Genomic DNA, 24,156 nt, shown 5'->3' on the forward strand with positions numbered 1-24,156 from the left:
GCCGCCCCGAATTGCCCGCGACGGCCCATGCGACTAGACGGAGCGCCCATGTCCGACGCCGACCGCCTGCTCTCCCCCGCCCGCTCGCCCGAAGATACCGATGCGGCGCTGCGCCCCAAATCGCTCGACGAATTCGTCGGCCAACAGGCCGCGCGCGACAATCTGCGCGTCTTCATCCATGCGGCGAAGGCGCGGGGCGAATCGCTCGACCATGTGCTGTTCTTCGGCCCGCCCGGCCTCGGCAAGACGACTTTGGCGCAGATCGTCGCGCGCGAGATGGGCGTGGGCTTCCGCGCCACATCGGGCCCGGTGATCGCCAAGTCGGGCGATTTGGCAGCCTTGCTCACCAACCTTGAGGAAGGCGACGTCCTGTTCGTGGACGAAATCCATCGCCTGGCGCCCGCGGTGGAGGAAATCCTCTACCCGGCGATGGAGGACCGCGCGCTCGACATCATGATCGGCGAAGGCCCGTCCGCCCGCAGCGTCCGCATCGACCTGCCGCGCTTCACCCTGGTCGGCGCCACTACCCGCCAGGGATTGCTGACCACGCCGCTGCGCGATCGCTTCGGCATCCCCGTGCGGCTGCAATTCTACACGGTGGAGGAACTGGAGCGCGTCGTGTCGCGCGCCGCCCGCCTGCTCGGCCTGCCGATCACGCGGGATGGCGCGACCGAGGTCGCCCGCCGCTCCCGCGGAACCCCGCGCATCGCCGGCCGCCTGCTCCGCCGGGTACGCGACTTCGCCCATGCCGCCGGCCATGAGCAGGTCGACGCCAAGGCAGCGGATGGCGCGCTCAACCGGCTGGAGGTGGACGCGCTGGGCCTGGACGCGATGGACCGGCGCTACCTCCACATGATCGCGGACATCTACCAGGGCGGTCCCGTCGGCGTGGAAACCCTCGCCGCCGGGCTCAGCGAACCGCGCGACACGATCGAGGAGGTGATCGAACCCTATTTGATTCAGCTCGGCCTGGTCGCCCGCACCGCGCGCGGCCGCTGTCTCAACGGACGCGGCTGGACCCATCTCGGCCTGCCGCAGCCGAGCGGCACCCAGAACGGACTGTTCGAGGGCTGAGGCCGGCCACCTCAGCCGTTCACCGCGCCCACATCAAGGCCCTGTTCGTCGGCGGTGCGATAGAAAGCGCGGATCATCGCCCGCTCCGCCTCGCTCAGATACGGGTTCCAGGTGTCGAAGATCAGCACCACGCGCAGACGGTCGCTGTCGTTCCACGCTTCATGGTCGATCGTGTCGTCGAACGCCCATGCCTTCCCTTCCCGCCAATGGCGCGTTTCGCCGCCGACGCGGAACCGGCATCCGTCCGGCACGATCAGCGGCAGGTGGATGATGGTCCGCGCATTGGTGACGCCGGTATGCGCCGGCAGGTGCGCGCCGGGCTGGAGCAAGGAGAAGAAGATGGTCGGCGCACGCCCCGGTATGTCGATCAGCGGCAGTGCCTCCGCTGCCGCTGCCGTTTCGGGACAGCGGGCGCAGGCGGCATCGTCTCGGTTGCCGTTCCGCCACAGGTGAAAGGCGCCCCAGTCCAGCTTGTTGTCCAGCGCGGACCATTTGTTGGGCGGCGTGCCGGCAGCCATGGAGACATAAGGCAGGATGCCCGGCTGATCCGTCGCCATCAACGACTCGAACTCGCGACGGATCGCGTCGGTGCGCCCCTCGATGGCCGCCAGCCAGGGGAAATGATGCCGCTCGAAATATTCCTCGGCGGGGAGGAACGGGACGTGCAGGCCATGGCACTGATTGGCGTAGATCTGCCTGCGCCCCAGCATATGGTCGATGCTGGCATCCACCCGCCGGCGCTCGCCGGGGGCAAGGCCCGCCCGCGTCGCGTCCAGGCCCTGGTCGATGGCCGACGCGAACGCCGCCTTGTGGGCCACCACGAATGCGCGCGCCTGCGCCAGCATGTCCTCGATCGCGGACGTGCGCGGCTCCACCATCGGCGCGATCGCCAGCACGCCGCTCCAGCGCTCGGCCGCATCAGCCGCCTCGCCCCGACGCTGATGCAATTCCGCGAGCCTGACCAACGCCAGGAAGTGGCGCTGGTCGATCGCGAGCGCCCCTTCCAGCGCAGCCCGCTCGGCGGCATCGTCCGCCAGCGCGCGATGGGCGCGCGCCAGGTTCAGCCATAGTTCGGGCGCATGCCCGTCGGCCGTGATCGCGCGCTGGAACAGGGCGGCGGCGGCGGCCGCATCCCCCGAGCCGAGCGCCTGCACCCCCAGCCCGTTCAGGGCCAGCGGATGATCCCCGCCTTGGTCCACCACTTCCCGGAACAGGCGGTTTGCTTCGTCCCGCCGCCCGCTCTGTTGGGCCTGCCGCGCCGCAAACAGCCGCTGTTCCACCGCAACCTGATCCATGCCCCCCGACATACTCCGCGCAAGATAAGTGGACGAATCGCCCCCGTCCCCGTCAAACATGACCGATGCACAGCAGGCGTGACATCGAAAACTTGCCCGCACCCGGATCGATCGCGGACGCGGCCGGCAATGCGGCATGGCTGGCGCACCGTTATGATCCGGGCGAGGATGCGGTCCATTTCCTGCCGGTGCCCCGCGCCGTGCACCGCACGGCAACCTTCCTCACCGACGAATATCTCGGCACCGACCGGACGCCGCTGGTGGTGCGCAGGACGGATGCGATGGCGGCGGCCGCCCCGCCCGCGCCGATCCACTTCATCTTCCACTCGGCCTTCTGCTGCTCCACCCTGCTGGCGCGCGCCTTCGACCGGCCGGGCTGGGCGATGGGCCTCAAGGAGCCGGTGATCCTGAACGACATGGTCGGCTGGCGACGGCGCGGCGATCCCGGCCCGGACATGGCCACCGTGCTGAACGATGTGCTCGGCCTGCTCGCCCGCCCGTTCGGCCCAGGCGAGGCGGTGGTGGTCAAACCGTCCAACATCGTCAACGGCCTGGCTGCCGCCATGTTGACGCTGCGGCCCCAATCGTCGGCACTGCTGCTCCACGCCCCGTTGCGCGTGTTCCTGGCGTCGGTGGCCAAGAAGGATCTGGACGGACGATTGTGGGTCCGCACCTTGCTGTTGGGTCTGCTGGACGACAATCTGGTCGATCTGGGCTTCTCGACGCGCGACTATCTCGGCCTCAGCGATCTTCAGGCGGCGGCGGTCGGGTGGCTGGCACAACAGGCGTTGTTCCACCGGCTCGTCGCGCAATTCGGCGGCGGGCGCGTCCGAACCCTGGACAGCGAAACGCTGACCCGCAATCCCCTGGCGGCGATGCGATCGCTGGCGGCATTGTTCCGGCTGCCTGTGACCGAAGCCGATCTCAGCGAGATCGTCGACGGGCCGGCCTTCACCCGCCATTCCAAGATCGACGCCGGCTTCGCCGTGGCCGACCGCCAGCAGGAACATCGCACGGCCGTCGAAACGCACATGGACGAGATCAACAAAGTCGCGCACTGGGCCGAAATCGTGGCCCGCAATGCAGGCGTCTCGCTGTCATCCGCCGCGCCGCTGTTCGAAGGGACCCATCCATGACGCTCGACCTTCAGGCGATTGCCGACAATGGCGTGGCGGCGTTGCGGCGCGGCGATGCGCGCACCGCCCGTGACGCGTTCGACCGCCTCGACAAGGCCGGGCGCGGGTCGCACCAGCTCCGCTTGCTGCTTGCCCAGGCCTGTTTCCTGCTGGACGATCGCGACCATGCGCATCGGGCGCTGGACCGCGTGCTGGCGGAGGAGCCGGCCAACCTTTACGCCTTGATCATGCGCGGCGACCTGATCGCGCGCGCCGGCGATCCGCGCGCCGCCGTCAGCTGGTATCAGGCCGCCCTAACGCAGGCGCCCCGCGCCGGTCCGCTGCCGCAGGACCTGATCGTCGCCCTGGATCGTGTCCAGCGGGCCGTGGGACAGATCGGAACCGCCTTTCAAGGGCATCTCGACCAGCAGTTAAAGGATCTGGGAATAGCGCCCGACGATGTGGGGCCGCGTTTCACCGAGGCGCTCGACATCCTCTCTGGCCGGGCGGAGGTGCAGCTGCAGCAACCGACCAACTTCTACTATCCGGGGTTGGCGCAACGGCCCTTTTTCGAGCGGGAGGAGTTTGAGTGGGTCAGCGCGCTTGAGGAGGCCGCGCCGTCGATCCGCGCCGAATTGCAGGACGTGCTCGCCCGCGAGGATGCGCTGACGCCCTATGTCGCGGCCGAGCCCGACCGGCCGAGCAAGAAGCACCCCCTGATCGGTGACATCAGGTGGAGCGCGTTCCACCTGATCGTCCAGGGACGCCCGGTGACGGCCAATGCCGACCTTTGCCCCGTCACCCTGACTACGCTCGAACGCCTGCCGCTCGCCCGGATCGACGGCCATTCGCCCATGGCGCTGTTTTCGGTGCTGCGTCCCGGCACCCACATTCCGCCCCATCACGGCATGCTCAACACGCGCCTGATCTGTCACCTGCCCCTGATCGTGCCGCCGGGATGCCGCCTGCGGGTCGGCAACCGGACGCGACCGGTCGAGCAGGACCGGGTGATGATCTTCGACGATTCGATCGAACATGAAGCGTGGAACGACGGCAATGCCACGCGCGTGGTGCTGCTGTTCGAAATCTGGCGCCCTGACCTCACCGCACGCGAGCAGGCCGGCATCAGCGCGCTGTTCCGATCGATCGGGCTGTATTCCTCACCCGCCGTCGATCAGGCCGGGGCCTGATCGCGCGGCAGGCGTGTCCGCGGAGCCTTGCTCAGCAAGCGCCGCCATTGGGCTGGAACGGACAGGAACTCGTGCCGTTGCGGGCCTGAACGTTCAGCCTTTCCGCTTCCCACTCCCGCTTGGTCTTGCAGGTGCGATAGCTCTTCACCAGCGACCCGGTTTCGGTGAAACGCTTGCAGATCACCTTGTCCTGATTGTCGGTCGCGCGTTCGCTGGCATCACGCTTGGGCGGAGCCGCCACCGCCGACGTCATGGCCAGCATGCAGGCGACAGGAAAGATCAGGCGCAGCATCAATCAACCCCCTTGAAATGCGGTTGCAGGATACGACAAACCTCGTCGCAAGGACAGAGCCAGACAAGACCGGATACAGCACATGCCGAACAAGCCCGTCGCCGCCCGCACGATAGATCCGACCATGCTGGCGCGGGTCGAACGCGCGCTGGCGGGCAACGACATCACCGGGGCGGCCGCGCTTGCGGAGACGTTGCTGGACAAGGGGCAGGTTCATCCGATGCTGCTCAACCTCGCGGCGTGGCGCCGGGAGGAAGCGGGTGATTATGCCGGCGCGCACCTCCTGCTGCGGCAGGCGCTGTCGCTCGCCCCCGGTGACGTGCTGGTGCTGGGCGCGATCGGAACGGTCCTGCGCAAGGAAGGCCGGGTGGAGGAGGCGCTGGAGGTGCTGGACCAGGTGGTCGCGGCAGAACCCCGCCATGCCGCTGCCTGGCTTGAGCGCGGCTATGCGCTGTCGGCGCTACGTTCGGACAAGCAGGCACAGACCAGTTACGAACGCGCGGTTGCGATCGACACCCAGCTTGCACCGGCATGGGGCAAACTGGCCGATGCCGCCGCGAAGGCGGGCGACGCCGACCGGGGCCGGGCCTTGGCCGCGCGTGCCCTGGTCATCAACCCGGGCGAGCCCGCCGCCGTCTGTGCGCTGGCGACGATCGACCTGGAGGCGCGCGACGGTGCCGCCGCCGAGGCGCGCCTGCGCACGCTGCTGGACGCGGGAGTCAGCGGGGACGACCGCACCCGCTCCATGACCCTGCTGGGCGACGCGCTGGACCGGCAGGATCGCACGGCCGAGGCGTTCGCCGTCTATCGCGAGGCCCAGCACAATTTCCGGCTCCTCTACGCGCCGACCCTGGCGCCCACGGCGGAGCGGCCGTCTCATCGCCGCTTCGTCGAGCGGATCAGAGAACAGGTCCGCGCGTCCCCGGCCACACCGGCGCCGTCCGCCGAGCCCGTGCCCGGCGCGGCGGCACGCCACGTCTTTCTGCTGGGCTATCCCCGTTCCGGCACCACGCTGGTCGAAAACGTGCTGGCCAGCGCCCCCGACGTGGTCGCGCTGGAGGAGCGCGACACGCTGGCCGACACGGACGAGGTGCTGGTTCGCAACGATGGGACCATGCCGGATCTGGATGCGATCACCCCCTCGCTGCTGGCCGACCTGCGCGCAGGCTATTGGCGGCGGGTGCAGGCCATGGCGGGCGCGGTGGAGGGCAAGACCTTTGTCGACATGAACCCGTTCAACGGGATCAAGCTGCCGATCATCGCGCAACTGTTCCCCGACGCCCGCATCCTGATCATGCGGCGGGATCCGCGCGACGTGGTGCTCAGCTGCTTCCGCATCAACTTCACCCCCAGCACCGCCGCCTGGTCGTTCAGCGACCTGGAGGAGACGGCGCGCCATTATGCCGCGCTGATGACCCTGACCGAGGCGTGTCGCGAACACCTCCCTCTCGCCTGTCACGAGGTCCGCTACGACCGTCTGGTGGTGGATTTCGAGGATACCGTGCGCGCCATGGCCGACTTCATCGGCATCGCCTGGAACGAGGCGTTCCGGCGGTTCGATCGCACCGCCCAGACGCGCGGGGTGCGGACCGCGAGCGCCACGCAGGTCCGGCGCGGCCTCTATGACGGACGCGGGCAATGGCGGCGCTACGAGGCCGAACTCGCCCCCGCCTTGCCGATCCTGCAGCCATGGATCGAACGGTTCGGCTACCAGGCGTAATTCCAGCCGGACAACGCCCTGCCCCACTCCGTTCAGCTCGGCGGCTCGCTGGCTGAGCCGCAAGCGGCCTGGCGCGCGCATCTAGGCCCATCGTAGAGCCAGACGATACCGGCACGTCACGCAACCGGGGAGCCCTGGCGCGACGCCCTCACCCTGCCGCAACTGCTACGTCACCGACATCCCGCACCCGCGCGCTCGCGATAGAACCGCCGTTCCCATGCCACGCGGCAGCGACCTTCGGCCAAGGAACGGCTCCACTCCAACGAGCTTACAGACTCCATGAACTGAGGCTCACGGCTCTCGGAGGCGGATGTAGCGCGCAGGGCAAACCGGTTACACGGCCCCTTTTACCGAGGGCGGATCATCGCGTCACGCGTCCCGGCACGCAAGTCCGATGCAACCACATGTCGGAGGCCCCACCCCGCTCCCCGTGCGGGCCCCGGAGGAACGACAAAAAAGGGGGTGGACCTGAGTCCACCCCCCTCTCTGCATGTTCAATCGATGTTCGATCAGAACTTGAAGCGGGCGCCCACCACGAAGCGGCGGCCGATCGCGTCGTAGGTCGACGGATAGGTGTTGCCGCTGTTGAAGGAGGTCGACCCGATCGTGCCGCCGACGATCGGCGGAGCCTTGTCGAACAGGTTGCTGACCGTCAGCGTCAGATCGACATTGTCGTTCACGCCGACACGCGTCGCCAGGTCGAAGTAATTGTAGGCCTTGATCCGGCCGAAATTGACTTCCTGACCCGCAAGCGCGCCAGTGGCGATCGTGCCCTGGAACGTGGTCGTGCCCGGCTCGGCCTTCATGCCGTCGATGTGGCGCCACAGCAGCGACACGTCGAGCGCCCCGAAGGTGAGCGTCGTACGCTGGTTCCAGGTGAACTCCGGCTGGAGCGAACCGGCCGAAGAGCTCGGACCGGCCGAACCCGGCGAACCGCAATTCTGGCTGTAGAAGCCGACGCAGCCGCGCGTATCGGTCGTCGGCAAGGCCAGACCGCCGCCGATCGTCGCACCGGCCGGAACCTGCGAGCCGGGGGTCAGCGCCTGGAACTTGGACCGGTTGGTCCAGTTGCCCTGGAAGCTGAGGTTCAGCTTCGCGAAGCCCAGGTCACGACGATAGTTGACGCCGAGGTCGATACCGTCCGTCATGATGTAGCCGGAGTTGCTCGCCGGGAACAGCAGCCCCTGCGTCGACGCCGGATCGCCATCCAGGCCGCCCGTGACCGGGTTACGCCGGAAGAGCGAGCAGATTGGATTGCTGGTGCTGGCCGCGGTGATGGCGGACGCATTCGAGTTACCGAAGCAGCCGGCGATCAGGTCGCCCGGGACCGGCTGCGAAATCGCATCCTTGATCGTGATGTTGTAATAATCGACCGTGATCGAGAGACCCGGCACGAAGTCGGGCTGCAGCACCACGCCGATCGTGTAGCTGTCCGACTTCTCCGGCCGCAGGTACGTGCCGCCGGAGACGGTCGTGTTGGCTTGGCCCGCGGTCGGGTTCTGGATCGCACCGATTGCCGATGCCGGCGCACCCTGCGCGAGACAGACGGCACGCAGCGCCGCATTGTCGGCCGGACCGCGATACGTGGCCGTGGTACGGCACGGATCGGTCGCCAGGTTGGTCAGGACGGTGTTGATGGGCGAGAACAGCTCGGCGATGTTCGGCGCACGCACCGCACGCTGGTAGTTGCCGCGCACCTTGACGCCGCCGACCGGTTCCCAGCTGCCGCCCGCCTTGTACGTCCAAGTGTCATACTTGGGCGAGCCGTCCGCGAAGACCTTGTACGACGAGTAACGCAGGCCGGCTTCGACCGTCAGGCTCTCAAAGAAGGGCTTGTCCGAAACCAGCGGCGCGATGACTTCGCCGTAGCCTTCATAGACTTCATACCCACCCGAGAAGGGCAGCACGGCGCCGCCGGCGCCACCGAGCTCACCCGGGGTGCGGGACAGTTCGTCGGCGAACTGCGACGCACGATACTTGCGATACTCGGCGCCCGCCGCGAACCCGATCGGATCGGATGCGAAAGGCGAGGTCACGCCGAAGTCACCCGAAAGCAGCGCGCGGGCCTGCGCCAGCGAGGAGCTGTCCTGCGTGGTGGCCGCTGCCGTCAAATACGGGATCTGGTTCGGCGTGATGGAGCCGTTCCCACCGAAGATGTTGACAGGAACGCAGCCCGGGCCCGCATTGGTGCCGGCACCGCCAGCCGCCAGCGGCGGAAGCAGCGGGTTCGGATTGCCGACCGTCGGCGAAGCCGAAAGGCAGGTGTTCGGGTTGGTGGCGTAGAGCGAGGTGCGCAGACGCGAGATCAGCACATAACCCGACTGCGTCTGGCGGTTCTCAGACTCGCCGTAACCACCCGACAGATCCAGGCTGATGGAGTCGGTGATGCCGAGCTTCAGGCCGACGCGATAGTCGAAGATGTTGGTGACATATTCGGACTGACGCGGGCCGACTTCGGCGGTCCGGCGACCGATGGTCGTGGTGAAGGACCGGAAGTTAGGATCGTTCGGGTTGGTGGCAGTGGCCGCGGCGGCGCACTGCGCCGGGGTCAGCGTCTGGATGCCCGGCGTGCTGAAGTCGAAGTCGTTGTTCGCGCAGAACTGGTTGCGCGCGGCGGCCGGCAGATACGGATTGCTGACCGGGATCACCGCCAGCTGACCGAAGATGCCCGACGGCGCGATGATGGTGTTGACGCGGTTCTTGGAGAAAAGACCGCGCGTATAGACCTCGATATTGTCCGAGATCTCGTAATGGCCGGCACCGTAGATGTTGAACCGCTCGAACGGCGTCTGGAAGACGTTGTACGGGTTGAAGTTGAAGCCGTCGCGCGAACCGACATACGGCCGCAGCGTGCCCGTGTCCGGCACGATCGAATTGTAGGACGTCGGCAGCGTGAAGCGACCCGGAACCGTCGTGCCCGAACCGCCCTGGCCGCCCGAAGTCGACGTGTAGTTGTTCTGCGAAACCCGACGCGCATCCTGATAGATCGGATCCGAGTTCTGGTAGCCGATCGAGAACACCGCATTGCCGCGGCCATCGTCGAAGTTGGCGCCGACCGTCACGTCGAGGCGGGTCGACTCGCCGTCGCCGCGACCGGAGATACCCTCCGACGCGTTGACCTCGATGCCCGAGAAGTCGGAGCGGGTGATGAAGTTGATGACGCCCGACACCGCGTCCGCGCCATAGGTCGTCGCGGCGCCGCCGGTCAGCGTGTCGACACGCTCCACCAGCGAGAGCGGGATGTTGTTGAGGTCGACGCGGCCGACGGTGCTCGACGGCGTGATGCGCGTGCCGTCCAGCAGGACCACGTTGCGGAAGTTGCCGAGGCCGCGAAGGTCGGCGAACGACGAACCGCCATTGCCGTTGTTCACCGCGGAGCCGATCGACGGCACCACGCCGGGCAGGTCGCGCAGCAGCTCTTCGGCGGTGTTGCGCTGACGCAGCTGGATTTCTTCCTGGCCGACCACGGAAACCGGGCTGGACGCGACCAGGTTCGGGTTGCGGACCAGGGTGCCGGTCACCACGATCTCGCCCGCGCTGTTTTCAGCGGCCGGCGGAGCCGATTCCTGGCTGCTGAAGCCGGCGGCGGGTGCGGCCGGATCGGTGCTCTGCACGCCGGTCTTCGGCTGGCTGGCCGGGTCGGAAGTCTGCGCAAAGGCGGGCGACGCCAGCGCCGCACCGACCAGCAAGGTCGATGTCAGCAGGCGCAAGCGATAGTGATTCGGCATAGCTACTGTCCCCTTTGTGGTCCGCTGTCCGGACCGATGCCTGTCGGCATGTCATTGGCAGCCGACATGATCGGCTGGCTGCTAGCTGGCTAACCGATCTTATGTTGCGCTGCCAATGCGATGGTCATCACATCGCAACATTCTGCTGTCATGTAGCAGCAGCGCCACACCTGAACGTCCGTTCAGGCATGTCCTCGCCGTGGAGGGTGGGAGCGTCGCCTTGCGGGATCGACGAAGCGGGCCCCGCGCCCTGCCGCACGGCGCTGGGGCAAGGATGCCGCACCTCCGGCCTTGCGCCGCATTGCAGCAATTGCGGTCAGCCGAGCAGGTCGGCGGCTTGAACCTGCGCCTCGATCATGCGCCGCTCGTCCGCCGCATGCGCCAACCACGCCTCGCCAAGTGCGATGTCATGGGCCAGCGACGCCTCCAGCGCGGCCCGGCGCGTCAGCCGCGCATCATTGTCGAACGGCTCGTTCGGGTTCTTTGAATACGTGTTGAACAGGTCGCCGGCGACACATTGCGCCACGGCGGCGTCGGTCATGTCGACCTGCAATTGCGCCACCGCCGCCTTCAGCACCGGAGCCGGGTTGGCGAAGAAATCCTCCGCATTGCAGGTTCTCGCACGGGGCAGCGCGGCCAGGGCGCCCGCAAAGGCGCGCATCTGCGCCAGCCACAGGGCCGCGGCGCGCGCGCCATCCGCCAGCCCCGCCACGTCCCCCACCTTCGGCCCGAGCTGGGTCGAGACCCGGCGCAGCCAGTCGCGGTGATTGTCGCTGCGCAGGATCGCCAGCAGGTAATCGCGCAAGGGCAGATAGAGGAGGATGGCACGCGGCCGATCCTGCAGGGCAATCAGTTCGGGCAGCACGAAGTTGACGGGCACATTGGCCTTCACCACCGTCGCGACATCGGTGCGGTATCGCTTGGACGCCATGGCAGCGGCCAACGCCAACCGCCCGGCATCGCCCGCCACGGCACTCTGGCGCAACGCCAGCGGTTCGCGCAGCACCAGATTGCCGGAAAGCCCATCCAGCGCGCGTGCCAGCAGGGTCGAGCCGCAATGGGCGATGTGAAAGATCCAGCCGGTGGGTTGCGGCGGCGGCATGTTCACGAACAGGTCGAGCGCCACCCGCATCTGGCCCGCCCCCGCCGGAGAAATCCTGCCGTCCAGGAAGATCGACCGGTGATAGGCGGCCCGATCCATCGGCACGAAGATCGCGGCATCGCCGTCGAACGCCTGAAGATAATGGTCCGGCGAGGCGTAAAGGTCGGCAAGTGTCAGGGCCATCGCATCAGGCTATAGCTAGCCGCCTTATCCGGCGCTATCCCGCGCGTCATGCCCAAGGTCCACCTGCCCCGCCCGGGTCAGCCGCACGTCATCATCGAACGCGAAGCGGAACCCGACATCCTCGCGCTCGACCCGGCGCTGGTGGTGGATAATTACAAGGCCCATGGCGCATTGCTGTTTCGTGGATTCGGGGCCGACGTGCCTTGTTTCCGCCGCTTCGCGCGCCAGTTCTGCTCCACCTCGGTCCTGAACGAAAGCCCCGGGCGGCGGGCGCTGGAGGCGGAACATAATATCCACACGGTGGATGGCGGGACCGGAGCGTTCAACCTCCATCCCGAACTGTCACGCGAACCGTGGAAGCCGGATGCGGCCTTCTTCGGCTGCATGTCGGCGCCTTCGGTCGGTGGCGCGACCACGATCTGCGACGGGGTGGAGCTGGTCCGTGCCCTGCCCGCAGATGTGCGCGGGGGGCTGGAACATCGCCGTTTGCTGTACATCATGCCGACCTGGCCGGAATTGCTGGATTACTGGCTCGGCGTGGCCGATCCGACCGATGCGCAGCTGGCGGCGGCGCCTGCATCCTGCCCCTATTTCTTTCGCCGCATCCACGGGCATGTGCTGCGCATCTTCACGCGCCCGGCGCTGCACCGGCCGATGTTCACGGACGCCCCCGCCTTCGGCAATTTCCTGCTGTTCGCGCGGTTCAACAACGGCCGCCCCAACCACCCGCTGCTGGACGATGGCCAGCTGGTGCCGGAGGCATGGTTGCAGGCGATCAAGGCGACGGGCGACCGGCTGTCCGTGCCGATCGCCTGGCGGAATGGCGACGTGCTGATGCTGGACAATACCCGCTTCATGCACGGCCGCACCCCGATCGTGGACGCCAGCGAGCGGCTGATCGCGACCTTTTTCGGCTTCCTCAACTTCGCCCGGCCGGATCCCGAGGAGCCGCCGAACGCCATCTGGCGGCAACGGGATTTCCGCCCCCCGCTGCCGCCAGATTTTCCGCGCTGACGGTCAGGTGCCCGGCATCGGGCCGACCAGGAACAGCGGATCGATCCGCAGGCCGTTCCAGGTCATGCCCCAGTGGAGGTGCGGGCCGGTGGCGCGCCCGGTCATGCCGATCGTGCCGATCGGCTGGCCGCGGGAGATGCGCTGCCCGGTGCGGACCTGGATCCGCTGGAGGTGCATCATCGCGCTGACCAGGCCGAAGCCATGGTCGATCATCACCAGATTGCCTTCCAGGCTGAACGGGTTATCGGTCGCCAGCACCACCACGCCATCGGCCGGCGCCAGCGCAGGCGTGCCGGTAATGTCCTGCCCGCCGACAGCGCGGGCGATGTCCAGCCCGCCATGATAGGCGCCCCGCACGCCGCCGGCATAGATGCGCTGGGAGCCGAACAAGGTGCTGATCCGCCCCACCGCCGGCCACTGGAAGCACTGACGCCAGCCGTCGCTGTCGACGTTGGCGGCACGCGCCGTCTCGATCTGCGCCAGCTCGGCCGAGCGGATGCGCTGATAGGCCGCGCTGGGCGAGGTGCCGCGCGACAGGGTCTTGAGCTCGGAAATGTCCCAGGCATGGGGTGAGACGGTGAGCGGCAGGCGCAGCAGCCGCCCGTTCTGCATCCGCGCCTCCAGCACGGCATTGGGCTGGGCGTCGCGCTCGAACCCGATGATGAAGGTGCCGTCGGGCGCGAAGCGCACCGGCTTGCCGTCCAGCAGCAGCAGGGACGTGCCGAGCGGCACCATGCCCTTCAGCAAGGCCCCCTGTTCCGGCTGGCGATCCAGCCCGAAGATGGACGGGGCCACCACCTGCGGCGGCGGTGGCGCGACAGGCTGGCTGACAGGGGCCATGGCGACCGGCGCCGGCTTGGCTTCCGGGCGGGGAATGCAGGCGGTGCAGGCGAGAAGCAGACCGACCGAAAATGCGATCCTCAAGCGGCGGCCTCCGCCTCGCTGGCGAACTGCGCCGTGGAATAAGGCTCCTGCCGCGTCACGCTCCAATAGCGCAGGTCCTCCAGCGCGATCGGCTCGCCGGTGCGGGCGCAGGCGACATGGTCGCCCGGCACCAGCACCCGGAAATGGTTGGCGAGATAGTGGAGCTTGGCGGCACGCCCCTGCGCCATCAACATCGATACGGGCCTTTCACGATCGTCACAGCAGGTTAGGCTGCTCGGGTTTGGGGCGACCATAAGAAGGCGCGCGCGCGCCCTCAACCCGCGCGGCGACCTTTCCGTCCGCGAAAACGAGCGTCACGCCGCCCGCCGCCTTGGCCGCCGCGACATTGCTGACCACCGCCCCGTCGCGGCCCTCCACCCGGGCATAGCCGCGCGCCAGCGGGCGATCGGGGTGCAGCTGCTCCGCCACCCGCCACAAATTGGCGAGGCGTTGCCGCCCCTCCTCCACCCGCCGCGTCACCAGTTCGGGCCGCAGCCGCGCCGCCGTCAGCCGGGCGCGTTCCCGCGCGATCCGCTGGTTCAGCACGGCCGGCCGCAGCGCGCCGGCGGCCTGGGCCAGCTCGCTCCTGGCATCCGCCGCCCGCCGCGCCAGCGCACGGGGCAGCCGCTCGCTGAGGTCGTCCAGCCGCTGCCGCTGCGGCCCGAGCAAACGGTCCGGCGTCGGCAGGTGGCGCGAAACCGCCGCCAGTTTCTCCGCCGCATGCTCGCGATAGCGGCGCGCGCAACGTCCGCTCCGCAAGCCCAGTTCGCGCACGGTGGCGAGCAGGTCGGCGCGCACCGGCACCGCAATCTCGGCGGCGGCGGTCGGCGTCGGCGCGCGCACGTCGGCGGCGAAGTCGCATAGGGTGACGTCGGTTTCGTGGCCCACGGCCGATATGATCGGGATGGTGGAGGCGGCGATCGCCCGCACCACCATCTCCTCGTTGAAGGCCCACAGATCCTCGATCGATCCGCCGCCGCGCGCGACGATGATCAGGTCGGGCGGCTGCGGCAGCTCGGCCAGGCCGCGAATGCCGGCCGCGACCTGCTGCGCCGCGCCCTCCCCCTGCACCGCCACCGGCCACACCAGCACGTGGCTGGGGCAGCGATCCGCCAGCCGATGCAGGATGTCGCGGATCACCGCGCCCGTGGGCGAGGTCACTACCCCGATCCGGCGCGGCAGGAACGGCAGCGGCTGCTTGCGCTCCTGCGCGAACAGCCCCTCCGCCGCCAGCGTCCGCCGGCGCTGGTCGAGCAGCGCCATCAACGCGCCCTGCCCGGCCAGCTCCATCCGCTCGATCACGATCTGGTAGCGCGACCGGCCGGGATAGGTGGTGAGTCGCCCGGTCGCGATCACCTCGGCCCCATCCTCCGGCCGGAAGGCGACGGGAGTCCCCTTCCAGATCACCGCGTCAAGGCAGGCGCGGTCATCCTTCAACGTCAGGTAGCTATGGCCGGACCCGACCCGCTTGAACCCGGAAATCTCGCCGCGCACCCGCACATGGGCGAAGGCATCCTCTACCGATCGCTTGAGCGCGCCCGACAGTTCGGAGACGGAGAGAGCGGGCGCGTTGTCGCCGGCCACCTCCTCGGCTAACAGCCGGCCGTTTTCGGGGAGATGTGACGTCATGAAGGTCCTGCTCATCGGTTCGGGCGGGCGCGAACATGCGCTGGCGTGGAAGCTGGCGCAATCGCCCCGACTGTCCAGGCTCTACGCCACGCCAGGCAATCCGGGTATCGCCGAAGTGGCCGAATGCATTGAAATCGCGCCGGATGCCATAGTCGGCTTCGCGCGCGAGGAGAATGTTGGCCTGGTCGTGATCGGCCCGGAACAGCCGCTGGTCGATGGGCTGGCCGACCGGTTGCGCGCGGAAGGCGTGCTGGTGTTCGGCCCCGATGCGGCGGCGGCCCAGCTGGAAGGGTCCAAGGGCTTCACCAAGGATCTGTGCGCGCGGGCCAACATCCCCACCGCGCGCTACCAACGCTTCCGCGACGCTGCGGCGGCCAAGGCGGCCCTGCCGGATTACGGACTGCCCGTGGTCATCAAGGCCGATGGCCTCGCCGCCGGCAAGGGCGTGGTGATCCCGACCACGGCGGAGGAGGCCGGGGCGGCGATCGACGGCATGTTCGCGGGCGGTTTCGGCGCGGCCGGGGCGGAGGTCGTGATCGAACAATTCCTGACCGGTGAAGAGGCCAGCTTCTTCGCACTGACCGACGGCCGCACCGTATTGCCCTTCGGCACCGCCCAGGATCACAAGCGCGTGGGCGACGGCGACACCGGCCCCAACACCGGCGGCATGGGCGCCTACAGCCCGGCCGGTATCGTCACGCCGGATGTGGAACGGCAGGTGATGGACCGCATCGTCCGTCCCACCGTGGACACGCTGGCGGCCGAGGGCACGCCGTATTCGGGCGTGCTATACGCCGGATTGATGCTGACCGATCAAGGCCCGCAGCTGATCGAATATAATTGCCGCTTCGGCGATCCCGAGGCGCAGGCATTGATGATGCGCTTCGACGGTGACCTGGTCGACCTGCTCGCCAAGGTGGCGGAAGGACGCTTGGAGGAAGCCGGGGCGGTGACGCTGGCGGACCGTGTCGCGCTGACGGTGGTGATGGCGGCGGAGGGCTATCCGGGCACGCCGACGCGCGGCGGCGCCATCGGCGGCATTGCCGAGGCGGAGGCGGGCGGCGCGCGCGTCTTCCAGGCGGGCACCACCTTGGTGAACGGGCAACTGGTGGCGGCCGGCGGCCGGGTGCTGGCGGTCACCGCGACCGGCGACACAGTGGCACAGGCGCAACAAGCCGCCTACAGCGCCGTTGAGCGGATCGACTTTCCCACCGGCTTCTGCCGCCGCGACATCGGCTGGCGCGAAGTTGCGCGGGAGGGCGTTGCCTGATCGCCGACAGCGGCGTTAGGGCATCTTCGACACACCAAAGGGAGCAGGAATGAACGACCCCACCACCTTGATCATCATCGCCGTCGTCGTGGTGGTGGCACTCTTGTTGCTGTTCCTGCTGCGCGGTCGCCGCCAGCATGTCGATTTCACCGCCACCACCGCCGCTCCGCCCCGCGCCGCCACGCCCGCAGCGGAGCCGGTGGCGCAACCGGACGAAGGCCACGGCGTCGCATCGGAGATCACCGCCGCGATCGAAGACGTGGTGGACCAGTTCATCGGGCTGGACGCGCACCCGTCGGGTCAGGCGGCGGCCGTGCCGGCGGGCGACACGCTGACCCAACTCAAGGGCCTGGGCCCCAAGGCCGCGAGCCGGCTGGCCGAACTCGGCGTCACCCGCTTCGACCAGATGGCCGCCTGGAACGAGGATGACGTGGCCTCGATCGATGCGCAGATGGGCGCGTTCAAGGGCCGCATCACCCGTGATCGCTGGGTGGATCAGGCCAAACTCCTCTCCACCGGAGACACGAGCGCGTTCGAGGCGGAGTTCGGCAAGCTCGGCAGCTGAAGCGGTTCGCGATCCGGCCGGGCCGGGATCATCGCATCATCTCCCCGTGCTCCTGCGAAAGCAGGAGCCCAAGGGCCGAGCGATTGGCCTCGTGGCTTTGGGCTCCTGCGTTCGCGGGAGCACGGCTCAGATCGATCGAAAAACCCTCCAGCTTCCATAAAACCCGACCCGGCGGGTGCGCGCAGCCGCCGGTCGTTGCGTCAGGCTTTACGGAGCGTCACGCGGCATCAGCTCTTGCGCGGCATGGCCAGCAATTTGTCGATCTTGCGGCCATCCATGTCCACCACCTCGAACGACCAGCCATCGTGGGTAAAGATTTCGCCCACGCTCGGCAGGTGCTTCAGCACCGACAGGGCAAAGCCCGCCGCCGTCGCATAATCGCGGTCGTCGGGCAGCGGGATGCCCAGCCGTTCGGTCAATTGGTCGGCAGCGAGCGAACCCGACACCAGCCAGCTGCCATCCTCGCGCTCCACCAGCGGCGGATCGGTGGTTTCGTCCTGGTCCGAGGCGAAGGCACCGGCAATCGCCGCCAGCAGGTCGGTCGGCGTCACCAGGCCGTCGAAATGGCCATATTCGTCATGCACGAACGCCACCGGCACGTCCGCCTCGCGCAGCACGGCCAGCGCGTCCATCGCGTCCATCTGGTCCGACACGACCGGCACCGGCCGCATCAGTGCCGCCAGATCGAGCATCTTGCCGTTCAGGCTTGCGTCCAGCAGGTCGCGCGCCTGCACCACCCCGGCCAGTTCGTCGACCGACCCATGGCCGACCGGCATGCGGCTGTGCGGCAGCGGGTTGGGCAATGCCTCGCCCGCGTCCAGGTCGATCCATTCCACCTGCGTGCGCGGGGTCATCACTTCACGCACCGGGCGGTCGGCCAGCCGGACCACGCCGGAGATGATCGCGCGTTCGCTTTCCTCGATCACGCCGGCGGTGGACGCCTCCGCCACGACCAGGTGAAGCTCCTCCGCCGTGACATGCGCCTTTGCGTCGCGGTCCAGCCGCAGCAGCCGGAAGATCAGGCTGGTGGACGTGTCGAGCAGCCACACGAACGGCGCGGTCAGTCGCGACACCCAGCGCATCGGGCGGGCAACCGCCGCGGCAATCGCCTCCGGTGAGCGCAACGCGATCTGCTTGGGCACCAGCTCGCCCACCACCAGGCTGAGATAGGTGGTGGCGACGATCACCACGCCGAAGCCCCAGCTGGCGGGCAGGCCGATCAGCGCCAGCCGCTCGCCCACCGGCCCACCCAGGCTCGCACCCGAATAGGCGCCGGCGAGGATACCGATCAGCGTGATGCCGATCTGCACGGTGGACAGGAACTTGCCGGGATCCTCGGTCAGCACCATCGCCGCGCGCGCGCCGCCGCTGCCCCTGCGGGCCATTGCCTCCAGCCGGGGCTTGCGCGCGGACACGATCGCAAGCTCGGACATGGCGAATACGGCATTGAGGAGCATCAGGCCGATGATGACGGCCAGATCGACCCACGGAAACGGCTGTAAATGAGGAGGCATGGCAGGATGCTGCATATCGCCCACCTTCCCCGCCTCGGCAAGTCGCGTCTCGACCCCCTCCGACTTAGGGCCTTGCCGACCGTGCCATGGTCGCCCATCACAGCGGCAACAGAGTTCAACGGAAAGGCCGATCCATGCCGCGTCTCCTCACCCTCGCCGCCGCTGCGGTCGCCGCCGTCACGGCCACGTCCCTGCCGGCGCAGGGCGCCGATCAGGACGTCCGCTGCCTGATGGCCAGCAACCTGTTCTCGCAGGCGGAAAAGGATCCGACCCGCAAGCAGGTCGCGCTGGTGTCGTCCTTTTTCTACATGGGTCGCCTCGACGGGCGGGTGACCCCGGCCCAGCTGAAGGCGCAGATCCTGGCGCAGGGCAAGACGCTGACCACCAAGAATGCCGGCGAGACCATGACCGCCTGCGCCAAGAACGTGCAGGGCAAGCAGGCCCTGATCCAGGGAATCGGCAAGCAACTGGCCGCCCAGACCAGGAAGTAAGCGCAGGGTCGCCTCGGCTATGCCACATCCAGGCCCCCGTGCTCCGGCACAGGCCGGAGCCTGGAAGGTGAAGCGACACCTCCCGCCTCCTCCGCTCCCGCCTTCGCGGGAGCGCAATCCCCGCGGTGATGGAAGGTTCTAACCGTCCCCCATCGCCTCGTTGGCCAAGGCCTCCGCCTCGATCAGCAGGGCATCGTCGGTGGTGCCCTGCGTCACCCGCTCGCGCCCGATCAGCACCAGCACCGGCACCGCCAGCGGCGATACCCGGTCCAGCGCGCGGTGCAGCATCGTGCCTTCTGCCCGGTCGAGCAGGTCCGCCAGCCGCCCCACGTCCGTCATCCGCGCCCGCGCATCGTCCCATGCGGCGCGCAGCAGCAGGTGGTCCGGCTCGTACCGGCGCAGCACGTCATAGATCAGATCGGTGGAAAAGGTGACCTGACGCCCCGTCTTGCGCTTGCCCGGATGCTGCCGGTCGACCAGCCCGCCGATCACCGCCACCTCCCGGAACGCACGCTTCAGCAGGCTGGACGATTCCACCCACTCGATGAACTCGTCCTCCAATATATCCTTGTTGAACAAGGCGGCGGGGTCGGTCACCGGCTCCAGGCTGTAGGTGGCGATGGCATAGTCGCTCGCGACGAAGCCGACCGGCTTCAGCCCGGCGGTCTCCATCCGCCGGGTAATCAGCATCCCCAGCGACTGGTGCGCGTTCCACCCGTCGAAGCTGTAGACCACCATGTAATGCCGCCCTTCGCGCGGGAACGTCTCGATCAGCAACTGGTCGGGGCGCGGCAGGACGGAGCGGCGCGCCTGCATCTCCAGCCAGTCCTGCACGTCCTGCGGGAAACGCGGCCAGCTGCCGGGATCGGCGAAATAGCCGCGCACCCGGTCGGCCAGGTTGGTGGAAATCGGCATTCGCGCGCCGCCATAGGTGGGGATGCGCGCCGGCTTGCGGGTCGCCTGGACGAACAGGTCCTCGCCGTCCTGCCGCATCACCTCCACCGACAGCCCGGCGAAGAAGAAGGTATCGCCCGGCCGCAGGGTGGCGGCGAACCCCTCCTCCACCTTGCCCAGGCTGCGGCCGTTCTTGAAACGGACGGTCAGCATCGTCGCCTCGACGATGATGCCCGCATTCAGCCGGTGCTGCGCGACGAAGCGGGGATGGCTGACCCGCCACAACCCGTCCCTGTCCCGGGTCAGCCGCCGGAACCGGTCATAGGCCTTGAGCGCGTATCCGCCGGTGGCGATGTAATCCAGCACCTGCGCGAATCGCTCGGCCGTCAACGCGCTATAGGGCAGCGCCCCCTGCACCTCCGCCAGCAACGCCGCCTCCTCGAACGGCGCGGCGCAGGCGCAGGCCATGACATGCTGCGCCAGCACGTCGAGGCTGCCGGGGCGAAACAGGTCGCCGTCGAGTTCCCCCGCCTCGATCGCGTCCAGCGCGGCGCGCGCTTCCAGATATTCGAAGCGGTTGCCGGGCACGATCACCGCCTCAGACGGCTCGTCCAGCCGGTGGTTGGCGCGGCCGATCCGCTGGGTCAGGCGGCTCGACCCCTTGGGCGCGCCCATCTGGATGACCAGGTCCACATTGCCCCAATCCACGCCCAAATCGAGGCTGGCGGTCGCCACCAGCGCGCGCAGCCGCCCGGCCGCCATCGCCGCCTCCACCTTGCGCCGCGCCTCGATCGACAGCGATCCGTGATGGATGCCGATCGGCAGCGACTGGTCGTTCACCGTCCACAGGTCCTGGAAGATCAGCTCCGCCAGGCTGCGCGTGTTGCAGAAGATGATGGTGGTGCGATGCCGCTCGACCTCCGCCATCACCTGCTGCGCGGCATAGCGCCCCGAATGGCCGGACCAGGGGATGCGATCCTCCGGCAGCAGGATGTGGAGGTTGGGCTCGGCGCCGGGATCGCCATCCACCTTGGCGACCGCATCGATGTCACCGGCGGGGGCGAGCCAGGCGCGATAGGCATCCGGATCGGCCACCGTGGCGGACAGCGCCACCCGGCGCAGTTGCGGCGCCAGCAGCTGCAACCGCGCCATGCACAGGCTCAGCAGGTCGCCACGCTTGCCGGTGGCGAAGGCGTGCACCTCATCGACGATGATCGTGGACAGGTCCGCGAACAAAGTCGCGCTGTCGGGATGGCTCAGCAGCAGGTTGAGCGATTCCGGCGTGGTCAGCAGGATATGCGGCGGCTTGGTCCGTTGCCGCGCCTTGCGATCCGATGGCGTATCGCCGGTGCGGCTCTCGACCGTGATGGACAGGCCCATTTCCGCGATCGGGTCCATCAGGTTGCGCTGCACGTCGATCGCCAGCGCCTTGAGCGGCGAGACGTACAGCGTGTGCAGGCCGGCAACCGGCCGCTCGATCAGATCGACCAGGCTGGGCAGGAACCCGGCCAGCGTCTTGCCCGCCCCGGTCGGCGCCACCAGCAGGGCATGGCGCCCGGCCCGCGCCACCGCCAGCATTTCCATCTGATAACGCCGCGGGGACCAGCCGCGCGTCGCAAACCAGTGGCTCAGTTGCGACGGCAGCCCTGCCGCCCCCTGCTCCGCCCCGGTCGCGCGCGGGTCAGCGGCCTGTGCGGTTGGGGTCGCTGGCCTTGTCGTGCCGGTCGATGCGGTCATACAAATCCTTGGTCGCCTGCTCGGTATGCCGCACGTCGGCGCGGCTGCGGCGGCGGTTCGTTATCACCGCATAGAGGATGGCGGCGGCCAGCAGGAAGCCTCCGATCGCCGCGACGGTTCCGGTGTCAAGCATGGGCCGCTCCTTCGGTACGGAGGCTGAACGATCCACGCTCGCGCAATATCCGCATGGAACATCGGCCCGCGCCTGACGATATGCCTGTCATGCAACGGCTCGGCACCTGGCTGGAACCCCATCCCGAAGGCATCTACCTCCCCGGCGCGGACGCCTGGATCGATCCCTCCACGCCCCAGGCGCGCGCACTCGTGACGCACGGCCATGCCGATCATGCGCGCGGCGGCCATGGCGCGGTGCTCGCCACGCCGGAAACGCTGGCGATCATGGACTGCCGCTACGGCCCGCAGAACGGCCAGCCGATCGCCTATGGCGAAAGCATCCGCATGGGCGACACCGACGTCCGCTTCGTGCCGGCCGGCCACGTCCTCGGCTCGGCGCAGATCGTGCTGGAACATGGCGGGCAGCGGATCGTGGTGTCGGGCGACTACAAGCGCCGCTCCGATCCCACCTGCGCCCCGTTCGAGCCGGTGCCCTGCGACGTATTCGTGACGGAGGCGACGTTCGGCCTGCCCGTCTTCCGCCATCCCGATACGGGTTCGGAGATCGACCGGCTGCTGGCGGCGCTCCACGCCAATCGCGACCGCTGCGTGCTGGTCGGGGCCTATGCGCTCGGCAAGGCGCAGCGCGTCATCATGGAATTGCGCGGCCGCAACCATCACGAGCCGATCTACCTTCACGGCGCACTCCAGCGTTTGTGCGACCTTTATCGCGACTTCGGCGTGGCGCTGGGCGAGTTGCGGCCCGCCACCGGGCTGAAGGCCGCCGACCTCAAGGGCGCGATCGTGCTGAGCCCGCCCGGCGCGCTCAACGATCGCTGGTCGCGCCGCCTGCCCGATCCGATCACCGCGATGGCGTCCGGCTGGATGGGCGTCCGCCAGCGCGCCCGCCAGCGCAACGTGGAGCTGCCGCTGATCATCTCCGACCATGCCGATTGGGACGAGCTGACCACCACCCTGCAGGAACTCGCGCCATCGGAGGTGTGGGTCACCCATGGCCGCGAGGAAGCCCTGGTCCACTGGTGCATGACGCGCCAGATCAAGGCCCGCGCGCTGGCGCTCGCCCATTATGACGACGAGGACGATTGAGGCGTTCGCTACACCGCGCGTCGGAACCGTCCGGCGGGGCGGAACGTCTCCGCCTCATGCCCAAGCGCCAGACCTTTGCGAGCCTGCCCCCGTCCGATTTCGACGGCCTGTCCGACGCCGCCGTCGTGGTGTTCGGCGCCTCCGAAGCCTCGCCCTATGTCGCGGGCGAGGCGAGCCACTCGGCGGATGCGCCACGCGCGCTGCGCAAGGCGTCGGCGCAATTCGGCGGCAGCCTCGGCCAGTTCGACTTCGATCTCGGCGCCACCCTGTTCCCGGACAAGGGCGACAAGCGCGGCTGCGTGGATGCGGGCGACGTGCCGACCCATCCCTGGGATGCCGCCGGCAATCGCGATCGCATCGCCGCCGCCACGCGCGCGGTGCTGGATGCGGGCGCGGTGCCGATCGTGCTGGGCGGGGACGACAGCGTGCCGATCCCGGTGCTTGCCGCTTATGAGGGGCATGGCCCGCTCACCATTTTGCAGGTCGATGCGCATGTCGACTGGGCCGACGTGATCCAGGACAACCCCTATGGCTACGGCTCCACCATGCGGCGCGCGGCGGAGTATCCGTGGGTGGTGCGCATGGTGCAGGTCGGCATACGCGGGCTCGGCTCTGGCGAGAGCTGGCAGCATGACGATGCCCGCGCCTGGGGATCGACCCTGGTGAGCAGCTATGCCTTCCACGAACAGGGGCTGGCAACGGTGCTCGACCGGATCGAGCCGGGGGCCGACGTGTTCATCTCGATCGATTGCGACGGCATCGATCCGGCGGTGCTGCCGGCGGTCAACATGCCCACGCCGGGCGGGCTGACCTACGAAGACATGATCCGCATCCTCGGCGGCGTCGCCGACAAGGCGCGCATCGCGGGCCTGGCGCTGGTGGAATATGTGCCCTCGCGCGACGACCGCCACCAATTGTCCGGCCTTGTCGCGGCGCGGATCGCGGCCGTGACGATGGGGCTGGTGGTCGGGCAGCGGGAACGCGGTTGACGCTTCCAACCCCGCGTGGGTCGACGCGGGCGAAAGGAGTGGATCCGGCGCAGCCCGACGGGCTCCAGCCACGCAGGAAAAAGGCAGGCAGCACGTCCGCCCCGGCTTGGCGGACGTGTGGTTTCAATCGGCTATGAGAAACAGCACGAGATCGTTCGGTTTGTACTCGTTCTGTTCCAGATTGTCAAGCCCCGGGGGACGCGCGCGCC

20 protein-coding genes are annotated in these 24,156 nt (G+C 68.5%); 10 read left to right on the forward strand and 10 right to left on the reverse strand.

Annotation, left to right across the window (positions count from 1 at the left end; genetic code table 11):
- Window positions 1–48 precede the first annotated feature (48 nt).
- Window positions 49–1,074, forward strand: coding sequence for a Holliday junction branch migration DNA helicase RuvB (gene ruvB, locus Q0D93_RS12225; protein ID WP_294394723.1), 1,026 nt, complete (start codon window positions 49–51; stop codon window positions 1,072–1,074).
- A gap of 11 nt (window positions 1,075–1,085) precedes the next feature.
- On the opposite strand, the gene Q0D93_RS12230 is transcribed toward ruvB, so the two are convergent.
- A complete protein-coding gene (locus Q0D93_RS12230) occupies window positions 1,086–2,369 on the reverse strand; it encodes an aspartyl/asparaginyl beta-hydroxylase domain-containing protein (RefSeq protein WP_294394726.1) in 1,284 nt (427 codons plus the stop codon).
- A 65-nt stretch (window positions 2,370–2,434) separates the two neighbouring features.
- Between Q0D93_RS12230 and Q0D93_RS12235 the strand changes: the two genes are divergently transcribed.
- On the forward strand, window positions 2,435–3,505 hold the full coding sequence (locus Q0D93_RS12235; RefSeq protein WP_294394729.1) for a hypothetical protein: 1,071 nt from the start codon (window positions 2,435–2,437) through the stop codon (window positions 3,503–3,505).
- Window positions 3,502–4,674 carry an aspartyl/asparaginyl beta-hydroxylase domain-containing protein gene (locus tag Q0D93_RS12240; protein WP_294394732.1) on the forward strand — a complete coding sequence of 391 codons (1,173 nt, stop codon included), beginning with the start codon at window positions 3,502–3,504 and terminating at the stop codon, window positions 4,672–4,674. The genes Q0D93_RS12235 and Q0D93_RS12240 overlap by 4 nt, the downstream gene beginning before the upstream one ends.
- Window positions 4,675–4,705: 31 nt before the next feature.
- Here Q0D93_RS12240 and Q0D93_RS12245 read toward each other — a convergent pair whose 3' ends face one another.
- Entirely contained in the window at window positions 4,706–4,966 is a 261-nt protein-coding gene (locus tag Q0D93_RS12245) for a hypothetical protein (protein WP_294394733.1), read from the reverse strand.
- 82 nt (window positions 4,967–5,048) lie between these two features.
- Between Q0D93_RS12245 and Q0D93_RS12250 the strand changes: the two genes are divergently transcribed.
- Window positions 5,049–6,686, forward strand: coding sequence for a tetratricopeptide repeat-containing sulfotransferase family protein (locus Q0D93_RS12250; protein WP_294394736.1), 1,638 nt, complete (start codon window positions 5,049–5,051; stop codon window positions 6,684–6,686).
- 509 nt (window positions 6,687–7,195) lie between these two features.
- On the opposite strand, the gene Q0D93_RS12255 is transcribed toward Q0D93_RS12250, so the two are convergent.
- On the reverse strand, window positions 7,196–10,414 hold the full coding sequence (locus Q0D93_RS12255) for a TonB-dependent receptor (protein ID WP_294394739.1): 3,219 nt from the start codon (window positions 10,412–10,414) through the stop codon (window positions 7,196–7,198).
- 316 nt (window positions 10,415–10,730) lie between these two features.
- Window positions 10,731–11,699, reverse strand: a complete 969-nt coding sequence (locus tag Q0D93_RS12260; RefSeq protein ID WP_294394741.1) for a hypothetical protein — start codon at window positions 11,697–11,699, stop codon at window positions 10,731–10,733.
- Window positions 11,700–11,747: 48 nt separating this feature from the next.
- Here Q0D93_RS12260 and Q0D93_RS12265 point away from each other — a divergent pair, with 48 nt between their 5' ends.
- Window positions 11,748–12,713: a TauD/TfdA family dioxygenase gene (locus Q0D93_RS12265; RefSeq protein ID WP_294394745.1), complete on the forward strand. Its 966-nt coding sequence runs from the start codon at window positions 11,748–11,750 to the stop codon at window positions 12,711–12,713.
- Between the two features lie 3 nt (window positions 12,714–12,716).
- On the opposite strand, the gene Q0D93_RS12270 is transcribed toward Q0D93_RS12265, so the two are convergent.
- The 3 genes from Q0D93_RS12270 to xseA are packed head-to-tail and all read right to left on the reverse strand — an operon-like array spanning window position 12,717 to window position 15,266.
- On the reverse strand, window positions 12,717–13,637 hold the full coding sequence (locus Q0D93_RS12270) for a M23 family metallopeptidase (protein WP_294394748.1): 921 nt from the start codon (window positions 13,635–13,637) through the stop codon (window positions 12,717–12,719).
- Window positions 13,634–13,831 carry a DUF2093 domain-containing protein gene (locus tag Q0D93_RS12275; protein WP_294394754.1) on the reverse strand — a complete coding sequence of 66 codons (198 nt, stop codon included), beginning with the start codon at window positions 13,829–13,831 and terminating at the stop codon, window positions 13,634–13,636. The genes Q0D93_RS12270 and Q0D93_RS12275 overlap by 4 nt, the downstream gene beginning before the upstream one ends.
- A 22-nt stretch (window positions 13,832–13,853) precedes the next feature.
- The gene (gene xseA, locus Q0D93_RS12280) at window positions 13,854–15,266 is read right to left on the reverse strand and encodes an exodeoxyribonuclease VII large subunit (protein ID WP_294394757.1); all 1,413 of its coding nucleotides are present in this window, start codon (window positions 15,264–15,266) and stop codon (window positions 13,854–13,856) included.
- Between xseA and purD the strand changes: the two genes are divergently transcribed.
- Together purD and Q0D93_RS12290 are read left to right on the forward strand one after the other, a co-directional pair.
- Window positions 15,265–16,536, forward strand: a complete 1,272-nt coding sequence (purD, locus tag Q0D93_RS12285; RefSeq protein WP_294394760.1) for a phosphoribosylamine--glycine ligase — start codon at window positions 15,265–15,267, stop codon at window positions 16,534–16,536. The genes xseA and purD overlap by 2 nt on opposite strands.
- Window positions 16,537–16,585: 49 nt before the next feature.
- Window positions 16,586–17,101 carry a hypothetical protein gene (locus Q0D93_RS12290; RefSeq protein ID WP_294394763.1) on the forward strand — a complete coding sequence of 172 codons (516 nt, stop codon included), beginning with the start codon at window positions 16,586–16,588 and terminating at the stop codon, window positions 17,099–17,101.
- 227 nt (window positions 17,102–17,328) lie between these two features.
- Here Q0D93_RS12290 and Q0D93_RS12295 read toward each other — a convergent pair whose 3' ends face one another.
- A complete protein-coding gene (locus Q0D93_RS12295; RefSeq protein ID WP_294394765.1) occupies window positions 17,329–18,615 on the reverse strand; it encodes a hemolysin family protein in 1,287 nt (428 codons plus the stop codon).
- Between the two features lie 134 nt (window positions 18,616–18,749).
- Here Q0D93_RS12295 and Q0D93_RS12300 point away from each other — a divergent pair, with 134 nt between their 5' ends.
- The gene (locus Q0D93_RS12300) at window positions 18,750–19,106 is read left to right on the forward strand and encodes a hypothetical protein (RefSeq protein WP_294394768.1); all 357 of its coding nucleotides are present in this window, start codon (window positions 18,750–18,752) and stop codon (window positions 19,104–19,106) included.
- Between the two features lie 138 nt (window positions 19,107–19,244).
- Here the strand turns inward: Q0D93_RS12300 and Q0D93_RS12305 are convergent, their stop codons facing one another.
- Complete coding sequence (locus Q0D93_RS12305; protein WP_294394770.1) at window positions 19,245–21,737, reverse strand: ligase-associated DNA damage response DEXH box helicase; 2,493 nt, start codon at window positions 21,735–21,737, stop codon at window positions 19,245–19,247.
- Window positions 21,682–21,870 carry a hypothetical protein gene (locus tag Q0D93_RS12310; protein WP_294394773.1) on the reverse strand — a complete coding sequence of 63 codons (189 nt, stop codon included), beginning with the start codon at window positions 21,868–21,870 and terminating at the stop codon, window positions 21,682–21,684. Before Q0D93_RS12310 ends, Q0D93_RS12305 begins: the two co-directional genes overlap by 56 nt.
- A gap of 89 nt (window positions 21,871–21,959) precedes the next feature.
- Here Q0D93_RS12310 and Q0D93_RS12315 point away from each other — a divergent pair, with 89 nt between their 5' ends.
- Complete coding sequence (locus Q0D93_RS12315; protein ID WP_294394776.1) at window positions 21,960–22,958, forward strand: ligase-associated DNA damage response exonuclease; 999 nt, start codon at window positions 21,960–21,962, stop codon at window positions 22,956–22,958.
- Window positions 22,955–23,947: an arginase family protein gene (locus tag Q0D93_RS12320; protein ID WP_294394780.1), complete on the forward strand. Its 993-nt coding sequence runs from the start codon at window positions 22,955–22,957 to the stop codon at window positions 23,945–23,947. Before Q0D93_RS12315 ends, Q0D93_RS12320 begins: the two co-directional genes overlap by 4 nt.
- The last annotated feature ends 209 nt before the right edge of the window (window positions 23,948–24,156 follow it).

It is taken from the genome of uncultured Sphingomonas sp. (assembly GCF_934560975.1).
Lineage (GTDB): Bacteria > Pseudomonadota > Alphaproteobacteria > Sphingomonadales > Sphingomonadaceae > Sphingomonas_I.

Bases quoted from the DNA above. Each gene is read 5' to 3' on its own strand.
- ruvB (WP_294394723.1), top strand. From the start codon at position 49: ATGTCCGACGCCGACCGCCTGCTCTCCCCCGCCCGCTCGCCCGAAGAT.
- Q0D93_RS12230 (WP_294394726.1), bottom strand. From the start codon at position 2,369: ATGGATCAGGTTGCGGTGGAACAGCGGCTGTTTGCGGCGCGGCAGGCC.
- Q0D93_RS12235 (WP_294394729.1), top strand. From the start codon at position 2,435: ATGCACAGCAGGCGTGACATCGAAAACTTGCCCGCACCCGGATCGATC.
- Q0D93_RS12240 (WP_294394732.1), top strand. From the start codon at position 3,502: ATGACGCTCGACCTTCAGGCGATTGCCGACAATGGCGTGGCGGCGTTG.
- Q0D93_RS12245 (WP_294394733.1), bottom strand. From the start codon at position 4,966: ATGCTGCGCCTGATCTTTCCTGTCGCCTGCATGCTGGCCATGACGTCG.
- Q0D93_RS12250 (WP_294394736.1), top strand. From the start codon at position 5,049: ATGCCGAACAAGCCCGTCGCCGCCCGCACGATAGATCCGACCATGCTG.
- Q0D93_RS12255 (WP_294394739.1), bottom strand. From the start codon at position 10,414: ATGCCGAATCACTATCGCTTGCGCCTGCTGACATCGACCTTGCTGGTC.
- Q0D93_RS12260 (WP_294394741.1), bottom strand. From the start codon at position 11,699: ATGGCCCTGACACTTGCCGACCTTTACGCCTCGCCGGACCATTATCTT.
- Q0D93_RS12265 (WP_294394745.1), top strand. From the start codon at position 11,748: ATGCCCAAGGTCCACCTGCCCCGCCCGGGTCAGCCGCACGTCATCATC.
- Q0D93_RS12275 (WP_294394754.1), bottom strand. From the start codon at position 13,831: ATGTTGATGGCGCAGGGGCGTGCCGCCAAGCTCCACTATCTCGCCAAC.
- purD (WP_294394760.1), top strand. From the start codon at position 15,265: ATGAAGGTCCTGCTCATCGGTTCGGGCGGGCGCGAACATGCGCTGGCG.
- xseA (WP_294394757.1), bottom strand. From the start codon at position 15,266: ATGACGTCACATCTCCCCGAAAACGGCCGGCTGTTAGCCGAGGAGGTG.
- Q0D93_RS12290 (WP_294394763.1), top strand. From the start codon at position 16,586: ATGAACGACCCCACCACCTTGATCATCATCGCCGTCGTCGTGGTGGTG.
- Q0D93_RS12295 (WP_294394765.1), bottom strand. From the start codon at position 18,615: ATGCCTCCTCATTTACAGCCGTTTCCGTGGGTCGATCTGGCCGTCATC.
- Q0D93_RS12300 (WP_294394768.1), top strand. From the start codon at position 18,750: ATGCCGCGTCTCCTCACCCTCGCCGCCGCTGCGGTCGCCGCCGTCACG.
- Q0D93_RS12305 (WP_294394770.1), bottom strand. From the start codon at position 21,737: ATGACCGCATCGACCGGCACGACAAGGCCAGCGACCCCAACCGCACAG.
- Q0D93_RS12310 (WP_294394773.1), bottom strand. From the start codon at position 21,870: ATGCTTGACACCGGAACCGTCGCGGCGATCGGAGGCTTCCTGCTGGCC.
- Q0D93_RS12315 (WP_294394776.1), top strand. From the start codon at position 21,960: ATGCAACGGCTCGGCACCTGGCTGGAACCCCATCCCGAAGGCATCTAC.